The sequence below is a fragment of the Clostridium sp. UBA7503 genome (assembly GCF_002477055.1).
GTDB lineage: Bacteria > Bacillota > Clostridia > Clostridiales > Clostridiaceae > Clostridium_J > Clostridium_J sulfidigenes.
On sequence record NZ_DLNT01000021.1, the window covers coordinates 37165 to 49564 of the forward strand.

The window sequence follows — 12400 nt, forward strand, 5'->3', positions numbered from 1 at the left end:
AAACAGATGATTAAAGGAGTTCTTTAATCATCTGTTAAAATATTTTTATTATCTAATTTTACCAAGTTTCGGATACTGTACCATAATCAAAAACAATTGTCATACCATCTGTTAATGAAATGTTACTAGCATATAAATCTGATTTAACTCCATTTACATAGAAAGTCCATGTATCACCAGTCCAAGTATGAGTGCCATCAGGATTTTGAACAGTACCATTATCTACAGTTGTCATTCCGTCGAAGTAAAGAAAGTAGATTCCTGGCTTGCCAGCATATGGCTTTAAATCCCAATTATAGCTAATAGCAGCTGATGTATTTGGATAATTAGTATCAAGTAATGGAGTTACCTCTGCTGCTCCCTGACTCATATAGTATTGGTTATAAGCAAAAATTAAAGCATCAGCTGTAGTTGGTGTCTTTATACCTTCGGTAGAATAATTAGTATATGGTTGTGTACTATATAAATGATCTGAATTTATTGAACTTAATTTAGATTTTAAATCATTAAGATTTACTGTTTCATTAATATAGGTATCTCCATACGCCTTAATCTGAACATTAACAGTTTCATTAGCATCTGCAAAGGCATTAGCATTTATATTTGCATTTACATTAATAGCTAATGTCATAACTAAAACTAAAAGAAAACCCAAAAACTTTTTCATTTTTTTACTCATTTATAATCCTCCCCATTCTTTTATCCCCTGAACACAACACTTTTTTGCCATTCTAATTCGCCATAATAAAAGTATTTGTTACCTTTATATCATTTTTTATGAATAGTAATGTTATGAATTTTACCAATAATTTCATCCCCCCTTATTTCAGCATGTAATTATCTATAATTTTCATTTCAGTCATTTTTATAAATTTCTAAAAATTTTATGTCTATAGAAGTTTAGTTTTTGTGCTCTGTAATTAAGCTTTTCTGCCCATTTTTTTAAAAATGGACGTAAAAAATAAACACCTGTTATGCCTTCAGATATCCATGCTTTATAATTGGTAAAACTTGTACAATGCAATCTATTGATTCATCTTACTGTTGTGTTCTGACTTAGGTTCATCCTACTTAAAGCGCCTTCCCAGTTTTTATACCAGTGGCATTTTGCTTTGTTCGTCACCCTTACAGTAGGGATTTACTGTGTCGGATTTACACCGACTTCCTTAACGAATATTTTTCGTCATAAAATAAATCAATGATTACGATTAAATTTTTATTAGTAGTTCTACATATATTATTTTATGTAAATTATACTACTATTACAATTTGTATTATAGGTATAATTATGTAAATTGTCAACTATATATATATGTGTTATTATTTATATATTTATACATATATTGTTTTACAATAAATTCTATAATTTTTAATTAAACTTTCATATTAAAATAGTATTCAAAAATAATTATACTAGAACCATTACCCATAACTAAATATAATAATATACAAATAAAATTCCATATTTTCTTAAGGTACAAACAATTTCCATTCCCACAATTCTATATAACAGTTACTCATGATTAATATAATTAACAAATAAAGTATTATTTTTGTCAAAAAAGAAAACGCCGCTAAATTATCTTTAGCGACGTTTCTATTTTAAAACGTTATTAAAATCCTATTTTGCAGCTTCTTTAGAAGATGGAAGAATTACTTCAACCTCAGAATGTGGACGTGGGATTACGTGAACTGATACTAATTCTCCAACACGTTGTGCAGCAGCAGCTCCAGCATCTGTAGCAGCTTTAACAGCTCCAACATCTCCTCTAACCATAACAGTTACAAGTCCGCCTCCAACATATTCTTTACCTATTAAATATACGTTAGCTGCTTTAACCATAGCGTCAGCTGCCTCAATTGATCCTACTAAACCTTTTGTTTCTATCATTCCTAATGCATCGTATTTCATTTTATAATCCTCCTAAATATCTTTTATTTATATTATAATTTTTAATTATAACCACTTATTTTGTTGCTTTTTTTACTTTACTATTGTTATTTTTGACTTTGAGTTAATGCCCATTGCATTAGCTTCTTCTATATCAAGATGACATTCAAGTTTTGAAGCATCATTAGCTCTAATAGCTACATTACTATATATTCCGCCTCTTAAATCGTCAAATTTTATACATACTGTATCTCCATCACAAACTCCTAAGTTTTTAGCATCTTCAGGTGTCATGTGAATATGTCTTTGAGCAACTACTAAGCCTTCTTCAATTTGAACAGAACCTTTTGGTCCTACTAATGTGATTCCAGGTGTTCTGCTTAAATCTCCAGATAGTCTTACATTTGATGCTGCTCCAAGTTTAATGCAATCTCCATTTAATACTTCAACTTGAGTCTTACTTCTTACAGGTCCAAGGATTCTAACTTTCTCGATTGCACCTTTTGGTCCGCAAATTGTTACAAGTTCCTTGCATGCATATTGACCTGGTTGAGATAAGTCTTTTAGTTTTGTAAGACTGTAATCTGTACCAAAAAGACTCTCTAAATCCTTTTGTGAAAGATGTACATGTCTATTGGAAACTCCTACTGGAATCTCAGATGAATTTCCCTGAGATACAGTTTTTTGTCCATCGTTTTTCACAGCTTCTAGTAAAAGCTTTAATACTGCTTCACAATTATCCATTAGTTTGCCCCTTTCATAGCGGCAACTATTTGATTAACTAAATCTAAAAGCTCTTCATTTTTTGTGCTATCAGTATTGCATTCAGTGCAAGTATTAGTACTGTTAACGCAAGTGTTATCTTTATTTAAAGCCGCTGCAGCTGCTGCAATTTGAGCTGGACTCATATTCATAAGTTGATTTTGTACGCTGTGACAATTCTCAGCAGTTTTTATACAGTTGAAAGTTGGGTCATTAGATGCTAATGTTGCGCAATCTTTTAAACCATAAGCAACTCTCTTAATGTTTATAAGGTGCTCAGGAGTAACATTTTCAGATACTGAGCTTCCTCCCCATGTACCACAACCTAAAGTGAATGAAGGATTAAGACCTGTGCTTGCACCTGTTCCACCTTGTGTTCCACCAGTGTTAACAAGGATACGAGAAGCTGGCTTTTTAGCAAACTTCATAACTATATCTTTATTTTCAGTATGGATACTCATTGTGTGACCAATTCCATTTTGAAGTAATTCAATACTTAAATCACATGCTTGATAACAATCTTTTACTGTATAGAATCCAAGAACTGTTGTAAGTTTTTCAAATGATAATGGATTACCTTCACCTACTCCGTTTTGTCTTCCTATAAGCACTTTTGTTCCTTGAGGAATCTCAATTCCTGCAGCACTTGCAATAACTTGTGGACTTCTTCCTACAAATTTAGCATTCATGGCATGTCCATTTTTGAATAATAATTTACAAACTTTATCAGTTTCTTCTTTAGTCATGAAATATCCACCATGCTTTTTGAACTCTTGAATAACTGCAGCTTCATTACATTCTTCACAGATTATTGATTGTTCTGATGCACAGATTGTACCATTATCAAAAGTTTTACTTGCCATAATATTTCTAACAGCTTGTTCTATATTAGCAGTTTTTTCTATGTATGCTGGAGAGTTTCCTGCACCAACACCTAGAGCTGGTTTTCCTGCACTGTAAGCAGCTTTAACCATTCCTGGACCACCTGTAGCTATTATTATAGCAACTTCTTTGCTTTTCATTAACTCATTTGTAGCTCCAATTGAAGGTGAAGTTACACATGTTATAACATTCTCTGGCGCACCAGCTTCAACAGCTGCATCGTGCATTAATTGAGCTGCTTTAATTGTACATTTTGCAGCAGATGGGTGTGGTGAGAATACTATAGCATTACGAGATTTAATTGAAATCATAGCTTTAAAAATAGCAGTAGAAGTCGGGTTTGTTGAAGGTACTATACCCATAACTAAACCAACTGGCTCAGCAATCTCTATTAGCTTGTTTACCTCATCTTCTCTAATTATATCGATAGTTTTCATATCTTTAATTGATTCATATAGTATAGTAGCTGCTAAATGGTTTTTAAAAGTTTTATCTTCAACTTTACCAAAACCAGTTTCTTCAACTGCCATTTGTGCTAAACAAACTGCATTTTCTTCTGCAATTCTAACCATGTTACGTAAAATTTTATCGATTTGCTCTTCAGTATAATCAGCAATTTTATTAGCTGCTACCTTTCCAAGTCTAGCAAGATCTCTCGCTTCTTGTATTGAACGTAAATCTTTATCAAAGTTCTCCATTGGTCATTACTTCCTTTCGTAAACCTTACAATATCTAATTTTTCTCGTAATACAACTTGAATTTGGTAAGCAATTGATTTTTACCTGCTTTTGAAATTACTCTACCTGTAATTCCAAAATCTTTATATTCACGAGCTAGATTTCTAAGCTTAACTACCTTTAGCTTAGATAATATTAAAATGGTTTTTTCAATACCATTTTTAATAACTAAATTATCTACATCATCTTTATGTAGATTCTCTAAACTTCCCTTATGAAGTTTATCTAAATCATTGTCTAAAGCATCACTATTTTGAATTTCTTCAACTTCTTCAGTTTCTTGAATTTCTTCTACAACTTCTAAGTCTTCTGCATCTTGGATCTGCTGAATCTCTTGAATCTCTTCAGGTTCTTCAACTTTTTCATCAGATACTAAAGCCTCTTGAGTTTCCACTGAAGATTTAGCTCCAATTATGCTTTCCAACTCCTCATGAGGACGTGGGATTACATGCTCTGATACTAAAGCTTCTTCATTAAGATTTTTGACAGCTGCTACTCCAGCTTCTATAGCTGCTTTTACTGCACCTACATCACCTGTAACTGCAATTGTAACAAGACCGCCACCTACATAGGTCTTTTCAATAATACTTACATCTGCGGATTTCACCATTGTGTCAGCTGCCTCAATAGATGCAAGTAATCCTTTTGTTTCTATTAAACCAAGTGCTTGCATAGGTCAATCCCCCTAATTTATAAAAGATCTGCCCAGTTAGCTGGATATGTTGTGTAGAATACCCTTGCTTTATCTGGAGAACCCCAAACTACCTTAGAACCAGATGGAACAAATACCACATCTCCAGCATGAGCTGTATATGTTTTTCCATTGATTTCAACTGTTAAAGTTCCCTCGATAACATAGTCAATCTCTTCATAAGTTAATTCCCAATCAAATTTTGAATTTTCAATAACTAAAAATCCAGCACTCATTTTTGATTCTTCTTTGCTTACTAACTCTTGAAAATAAGCCTTTGCATTTGGATTTCCAGTGTCGAACACATCCATTTTTACTGTTTTTCCTCTAACAACTTTAAGTCCATTAGGATCACTTTCAGCTTCAAATAGAAGATTTTTTGGTTTTAAACATTCAAGCATTTCTTGTAAAAGACCCTTGTCCATCATTGCTCTGAAGAAATTAAGCATCATTTCACTATCCATACCTTCTATGCTTGGAACCTTTTTAACTTTTAAAGTCTCTACCTTAGGTGCAGGAGCTTCTGTAGTAAATAGTATTTCATTGTTTTTTGCAAGATCCTTAGCTGATGGTGTAATTATTTCACTACCATCTATATAAAATACTTTTTCACCCTTTAATATTAATTGTTCAATATCTTTTGCACAGATTAATTTTTTCACATTTTCACTTCCTTTCAAATAATATTGGTATCTATAAAAAACCTAAAATCCTATGATTATTTTTAAGAAAGATTGTGTTTAACCAAAGTTACAATCATTATCAACTATTCCAACAACAACTGCATCTACAGGTATATTATCATCACCTAACATTCTACGAGCAGATGATCCAGTACTAACGATAACTCTATCACCAATACCTGCACTGATATTGTCAACAACAATAAATCTACGTCCTTCATCTACTCCACCAATTTCCTCAGCAAGCATAAATTTAAGTCCGTTAAGTGATTCAGCTTTTCTAGTTGCCCATACATTATCAATAAGCCTTGCTACTATCATATTGTTTTTCCTTCTTTCATTTTCAGTTTAATCTCATTTATTGCAGATTCAACTGATGATGTGTCGCCAAAAATTCCAATTAAAACCATATGTTGGGGGCATGTGCCCTTTATATCTTCAACAGTGACACCAGCACTTTTCTCAGCAATATCTGTAGCATATATCATATCGATAAGCTTGCCTTGAACAAGTCCTATTGCATCAACACCGTCTAATTTGGTTTTACAATTTCCACCGATTCGTCTTATAAGAATGTCTTTAGTGCTCTGGGAAGGTGATTTTATAATTCTAAAATCCACTTTTAAACACTCTCCTTATTATTCCATAATATCTTGTGTACAACTTAATGCTATTCCAAGTGGTGTAACAAACATAGGATTTTTAGGTTTGTGAGTATAAACTCCAGTCTGTTTCTGAATAATTTCTTCAATTCCAGTTAAACAACAAGTACCACCAACTAAAGAAATTTCATTCACATCATGATTCTTGATATGCTGGTTAATAATTGATGACACCTTTTCAACTACTGGCTTTAACACAGGTAAAATTTCTTTGTGGTTTTCATTATTTCTTTTAAACTTATCTGCCTCTTTAAAAGGCATTCCATAAGCACCAGAAATAACTAATGAGAAATGAGTACCTCCTGTTGGTTCATCAACAACATAAACAACCTTTCCATCTTTTAAAATTGATATTCCAGTTGTACCACCACCTATATCAACAACTGCACCATTTTGAATTTTAAGTACAGCATTGGCAGCAGTAGGTTCATCTAACAGATTCGTTAGTTCAAATCCTGCTGACTGAACTACGTTTTTAATTGCTCCAGAATCTAAAGCATCTGTTCCAGGTGGAATTGCAGCTGCTGCATAAAGAAGCTCTGTATTCAATTTCTCCTCAATTTCTTGCTTAAGTTCTCTAACAATTCTTATGGCACCAATATAGTCTACAACCATACCATCACGAACCACATCTGCATATCTATATGCACCAGCCACTGGCTTATAGTTTTCATCTAAAACAGCCAATACTACACAAGCAGTACCTAAGTCCACACCTGTATAATAAACAGAAGATCCATTAAGGATTGGCTTTTCTATAACCTCTTCAAAATCTTGAACCATCTTATCACAATATCCAAAAGTTAATTTTTTCTTTGACATTTTTCTCCTCCTACTGCTGAACAAATCAATTGAGACAGCGAATTAATTATTGAATTAGTGTTCTCCATAATTCTATTTTTTAAACCGTCATCATCATTTTTGTAGGTATCAATTATATCAAATTGTAATTCTCGTAAAGCACAACGTAGTGCATTCATTTTTAAAATTGCATTGCTTTTTTCAAGCTGCATATGAAATTCTGTTATTTCAAAACAATCATCAAGGTCAGTCATGAAATTTAATGGATTAATTCCAGTGCATTCTTTGCAGTAAATAGGCTCAAGAACACCTTTTCCTTCCACAACATTTCTGATGTTTGATATTTTTCTACCTAAATTCATAACATTTTGTGCTAAAATGATATCTTTTTTTAATATTTCACTACTAGTAACAAGAAATACTGCCTCCATGGATTTCAACTTACAACAAAGTTTCTTAAAATTTAAATTAGTGTTTCTCTCTTGTTTTACTGCTTCAGTCTTATTTTCTTGAGAAACATTTTTATCTTTTTTAGAATCATCATTATTCATTGTTATTCTTTTGTCAGACAAATATTGAGCTGCTCCAGGTGTAAGGCGCTGTCCTTGTTGTAACTTGTAGGTATTAAAAGGTTCTTTTCGATATAAATCTCTCAAATACTCTTCGGTAATAAATTTCATCATTGACCTTTACTCCTCACCTTTTTCAAATAAACAGAGTTCTTAGTTTCAGGTGGAGTTTTTTCGCTCCACCTGAAGCTTAGAAATCGTTATCCAGGGACGTAGCCGCCCTTATCTCCCACTTTGATAGAAGCTGGGAGTATTAGAGCGGGTAGTCATCGGATAAATACTTTTTCAAAGCATCAATTCCTGTTCCCATTGGAAAACTAATATTAAAATATGGCTTTGATACTCCTATGTTCTTTAGCTGTCGCAAACATTTTTCTTCATTTTCAGGTATCAAGTCACATTTTGTAATAACTCCAATCACCGGGCATCTAAAAGACTTTGCAAATCCATGGGAGTATATTTCATTGCAATTAGACTGATCAACCAATATAAGCACATGAGATGCATCTTGAGCTGCTGCTATTATATGCTTGTACATCCATGAATTTTCTAAATAAGCACTTGGAACATCAATAGTATTTTTTCCATAAATTAAATCTGGTGTTCGTTTTAGCGGACCATCATAATCATTTAAGGCATTAACTAATGTGGTTTTACCACATCTTGAAGGTCCAATTACCATTATGCGCTTTTTTCTCATGTCCTTGTAATGGGTGCCGGAGTAAATCCAAGCATATCTCTTAACGTATCGTTTACTGCTCCAAGTGCTGTTTCCACACTTTGAACATCACCATTTATTACAACAGAACCTGTAAAACGATCAAGAAACCCAATTTCAACATTAGAAGATTTTGTAGCAATATCTGCAGCTATAATTGCAGTTTCATATGGGGAAAGAGTTAAAATCCCTATAGCTCCTTTTTCATCGATTCCAAGACGTTCATATATATCAGACATAGGTGATGCAATGATATGTGCTATTGTAATCTGCTTTCCTGGCACTGACTCTTGTATAACACGCTGTATGTTTCTATCAAGAAAATCTCCCATAAACCTTACCTTCCATCTTATTATCTATTTGAAAATTATTTAATGACGGATTACTTTTACATGTAAATCGTACTTTTTAATCCATCCTTCTATTCTATCTAAATCTTCATTTTTTAAACTTGGATCATCCTTTATAGGATATTCCATTCCTAATTGATTGTATTTATTTACCCCCATCTTATGATATGGAAGTAAGTCAATCCCTTTAAAATTTTTATAATCTTTGTATGGTGTTAAAAACTCCATAGTCTTTTCAATTTCATCTTGAGAATCATTTATACCTTTAAGTAAAGGCATACGAATCTTCACATTATATTTGCGGCGAAGTAGTTCTTGCAGATTTTCTAAAATCTGTTCATTCCTCACACCTGTTAACTGAAAGTGTCTATCAGAATTAATATGTTTAACATCAAATAGGAATAAATCTGTAAACTCCGCAACCTTAAGTACTGATTCAAGTTTTGCATAACCACAAGTTTCAATTGCAGTATTTATCCCTGATTGCTTACATGCCATTAACAAACTGCAAGCTGCTTCAGGCTGCATTAAAACTTCACCACCGCCTAATGTAACACCACCACCAGAAACTTCATAAAAAGTTCTATCTTCTTCTACAATCTCCAATAGTTCCGAAATAGTTTTTACTTCTCCAACTATTGTTAAAGCAGATTTAAGACAAGCTTCTTTGCACTTACCACATCCGATACAATCAATATCACGATTAACTTCATGCTTTAAAGTTTCATTAGATATGGTATGTATTCCAACAGGACAAACAGAAACGCAAGCCCCACAATTAACACATGAATTACTTTTAAACATAACTCTATGCTTTTTAACTAGTCCTTCAGGATTTGCACACCATTTACAACGAAGAGGACATCCTTGAAAGAATACTAAAGTTCTTACTCCATCTCCATCATACATGTTATATTTCTGTATATTAAAAATCGTCGCTTTTCGTTCGATTATACCTAAGTTTTCATTACTCATATTTTTCATTCTCCAGTTTCATTACCTTGATTTTTAATATATATCTTATTTATAATCTGTAATCTACAGAACACTGCTGCAGATTACAGATTTTATACAATTTTTTTAATTAAAAGTGTGTAAGCACAGTTCTACTGATAATTTCATCTTGAACGTCTTTGCATAACTCAACAAAGAATGCACTGTATCCAGCAACACGAACAATTAAATCACGGTATTGCTCTGGGTGTTTTTGTGCTTCAAGTAATGTTTTGTTATCTAAATAGTTGAACTGCATTTCTCCAAGCTGAAGGGCACATGCACTACGTAATAATGTAATGATTCCATTTTCACCTTCAGGTGTATCAAGAAGACCAGCTACTAACTTGAAGTTATGAACCATACCTATATTCATATCCTCGCAAGACATTTTAGAAACAGATTTAATTATAGCAGTTGGTCCTTTAAAGTCAGCTCCTTGAGTTGGACTTATACCATCTGATAAAGGCATCCATGCTCTACGTCCATTTGCTGTAGCTCCTGTAAGTTGTCCAAATGGAGTGTTGTTTGAGATTGACAAAGTACCATGGCTAAGAACTGAATATAATGTCTTATACTTACGATGTTCTTGCTCAGTAAAGTTAATTAAATCTGCAGCGATTAAATCTGCATAATCATCATCGTTACCATACTTAGGTGCTTCTAAACAATCTTTTTTAAGTTGTTCATACCCAACGAAATCAGCTTTTAAAGCTTCGTTTATTTCTTGTAGTGTATATTTTTTATCTTCAAATACTAATTTCTTTATAGCTGCCATAGAGTCTGCATAAGTAGCAAGACCACTCCATACTACTCCTGGTCCGAAGTTATACATAGCTCCGCCTGCTTCTACTCCTCTACCATTTTCCATACATCCTTCATACATCATAGACATAAGTGGTTTTGGTGCAAGATCTCTGTGAACACGTTGAGAAATTACTGTAGCAACACTTGTCCATTTAGTAATGAATTTAATTTGCTCTTTAACAGCTGTTTCAAATTGCTCGTAAGTCTTGAAATTGCTTAAATCTCCCATATCTGGACATACTTGCTTACCATACCATAGTGGTACACCGTGGTTAAGAGTAAGTTCTATACATATAGGCCATTGAGTATATCCTGTAGAAGTCCATTGATATAATCTTCCTGACTTCTGTGGCTCAACACATCCCATTAAGCAGTAATCTCTTGCATCTTCTATAGAAACACCCTTAGCTAACATCATTTTTATATGAACGTCATCAAAGTGACATGCTGGGAATCCCATACCTGCACGGATAACATCAACTATCTTTTTAAGATATTTTTGAGGTGATGCTTTGTGTATACGACAAGCTAAAGTTGGTTGATATATCTTAACATGACGAACTGCATCCATTAGAAGGTATGTTAATTCATTTGTAGCATCTCTTCCTTCTCTAGTAACTCCACCTAAACACATGTTAACGAATGGTTGGTACCCTGCGAAGAATTTAGAAGCTCCTTCACTTGTAAGCCACATCATCTCAGACATTTTTATAAGCATACAACCAGATAACTCAAATGCTTCAAAATCAGTCATACGTCCAGCTTCAATATCAGCTTTATAGAATGGGTACATATATTGGTCAACACGTCCTATAGACATACCTGTTTGGTTTTCTTCAACTACAAGTAATGATTCTATAGTCCAAACTGATTGGATTGCTTCCCAGTAAGTGCTTGGCTTATGAGCTGGAACTCTAGCATTTATTTCTGAAATTTTTAATAACTCAGCTTTACGAGTAGGATTAGTTTCTTTTGCAGCAAGTTCAGCAGCATAGTCCGACATACGTTTAGCATATATCATAACACCCTCTGCAGTATCGATTAGAGATTTATAGAAGTATATTTTCTCCATATCTTCTGGTCTTTCGTAGCTAAGGTCAGCTAATTTCTCGTTACATTCCTTTACTATGTCAATCATACCTTTTTTCATTAAGATAACATCATATCCTGGGTTAGAGTCTCCTCCTCCGTTTAATGCGTGGTATGAACAATCTGATACGAAAGATTCTCCAGAAAGCTCCCATACTCCAGCTTCTCTGTATTGACTCTCACAGTATTCATCAATTGATTTACCTTCCCAGAATGGGAATAATTCTTCACGCATGATTTTCTTATCTTCTTCTGAAACATAGAATGGGTCTTGTGCACGAGTTCCTATTGTATCAATCTCGTCTCTCATCCATCTCCAAGATATATCAGGAGAGAAAGATCCAGCACGAGGTTGTCCATTTGGTGCACCAACGATAAGCTCATTATCTTGAATTACTAATGGTGCAGTTTCACAGCAACGCTTGAAAGACTTACCACGTAAAATTGCCTTAGGTATACCAGGGTTTTCTTTTGCTATTTGAGTAATAACTCTTGCTTTGTGAGTAGTGATTGTTGGTACATGAGTTAAGTATTTTTCCTTTAACTTAACTAAACGCTCTGTTATTCCATCTGGAATTTGACCATTATTGTCACACACAACACAGCTAGTAGTTGATTCTTCCTTTGTTATTTCTTTGGAAACACTAGAAAACATCTTCATTAAACTAGCACGTTCCTCATCAGACATATTTTGAGTAGCTTCCATAAATTTATTTGAAAATTCACGAATATCCAATTTATTCCCTCACATTCTTTAATATATTT

The 12400-nt window shown here is 33.4% G+C and carries 14 protein-coding genes and 1 riboswitch; all 14 genes read right to left on the reverse strand.

Translation table 11 applies throughout. The features are described from left to right. Nucleotides 1–58: 58 nt before the first annotated feature. A complete protein-coding gene (locus B3630_RS05725) occupies nt 59–679 on the reverse strand; it encodes a DUF4430 domain-containing protein (protein WP_346896314.1) in 621 nt (206 codons plus the stop codon). A 343-nt stretch (nt 680–1022) separates the two neighbouring features. Continuing rightward, nucleotides 1023–1206: riboswitch (cobalamin riboswitch) on the reverse strand. Nucleotides 1207–1621: 415 nt separating this feature from the next. After that, nucleotides 1622–1912, reverse strand: coding sequence for an ethanolamine utilization microcompartment protein EutM (eutM, locus tag B3630_RS05730; protein ID WP_035134878.1), 291 nt, complete (start codon nt 1910–1912; stop codon nt 1622–1624). A 72-nt stretch (nt 1913–1984) separates the two neighbouring features. Further along, nucleotides 1985–2635 (reverse strand): phosphate propanoyltransferase, encoded by a 651-nt coding sequence (locus tag B3630_RS05735; RefSeq protein ID WP_346896316.1) that lies wholly within the window; start codon nt 2633–2635, stop codon nt 1985–1987. Then, the gene (locus B3630_RS05740) at nt 2635–4233 is read right to left on the reverse strand and encodes an acetaldehyde dehydrogenase (acetylating) (protein ID WP_346896318.1); all 1599 of its coding nucleotides are present in this window, start codon (nt 4231–4233) and stop codon (nt 2635–2637) included. The genes B3630_RS05735 and B3630_RS05740 overlap by 1 nt, the downstream gene beginning before the upstream one ends. Before the next feature lie 34 nt (nt 4234–4267). Further along, nucleotides 4268–4945 carry a BMC domain-containing protein gene (locus B3630_RS05745; protein ID WP_346896320.1) on the reverse strand — a complete coding sequence of 226 codons (678 nt, stop codon included), beginning with the start codon at nt 4943–4945 and terminating at the stop codon, nt 4268–4270. Between the two features lie 17 nt (nt 4946–4962). Then, complete coding sequence (locus B3630_RS05750; RefSeq protein ID WP_346896322.1) at nt 4963–5625, reverse strand: cupin domain-containing protein; 663 nt, start codon at nt 5623–5625, stop codon at nt 4963–4965. A gap of 78 nt (nt 5626–5703) precedes the next feature. Further along, a complete protein-coding gene (locus B3630_RS05755; protein WP_035134869.1) occupies nt 5704–5967 on the reverse strand; it encodes a EutN/CcmL family microcompartment protein in 264 nt (87 codons plus the stop codon). Further along, nucleotides 5964–6266: a BMC domain-containing protein gene (locus tag B3630_RS05760; RefSeq protein WP_035134867.1), complete on the reverse strand. Its 303-nt coding sequence runs from the start codon at nt 6264–6266 to the stop codon at nt 5964–5966. Before B3630_RS05760 ends, B3630_RS05755 begins: the two co-directional genes overlap by 4 nt. Before the next feature lie 18 nt (nt 6267–6284). Then, entirely contained in the window at nt 6285–7130 is an 846-nt protein-coding gene (eutJ, locus tag B3630_RS05765; protein ID WP_346896324.1) for an ethanolamine utilization protein EutJ, read from the reverse strand. Beyond that, entirely contained in the window at nt 7112–7792 is a 681-nt protein-coding gene (locus tag B3630_RS05770; RefSeq protein ID WP_346896326.1) for a cobalamin adenosyltransferase, read from the reverse strand. The genes eutJ and B3630_RS05770 overlap by 19 nt, the downstream gene beginning before the upstream one ends. 139 nt (nt 7793–7931) lie before the next feature. Then, nucleotides 7932–8378, reverse strand: coding sequence for a EutP/PduV family microcompartment system protein (locus B3630_RS05775; RefSeq protein WP_346896328.1), 447 nt, complete (start codon nt 8376–8378; stop codon nt 7932–7934). Next, nucleotides 8375–8728 carry a BMC domain-containing protein gene (locus tag B3630_RS05780; RefSeq protein WP_035134859.1) on the reverse strand — a complete coding sequence of 118 codons (354 nt, stop codon included), beginning with the start codon at nt 8726–8728 and terminating at the stop codon, nt 8375–8377. Before B3630_RS05780 ends, B3630_RS05775 begins: the two co-directional genes overlap by 4 nt. A 39-nt stretch (nt 8729–8767) precedes the next feature. Then, nucleotides 8768–9721 carry a choline TMA-lyase-activating enzyme gene (gene cutD, locus B3630_RS05785; protein WP_346896330.1) on the reverse strand — a complete coding sequence of 318 codons (954 nt, stop codon included), beginning with the start codon at nt 9719–9721 and terminating at the stop codon, nt 8768–8770. Nucleotides 9722–9830: 109 nt separating this feature from the next. Continuing rightward, nucleotides 9831–12371: a choline trimethylamine-lyase gene (gene cutC, locus B3630_RS05790; RefSeq protein WP_346896332.1), complete on the reverse strand. Its 2541-nt coding sequence runs from the start codon at nt 12369–12371 to the stop codon at nt 9831–9833. Between the last annotated feature and the right edge of the window lie 29 nt (nt 12372–12400).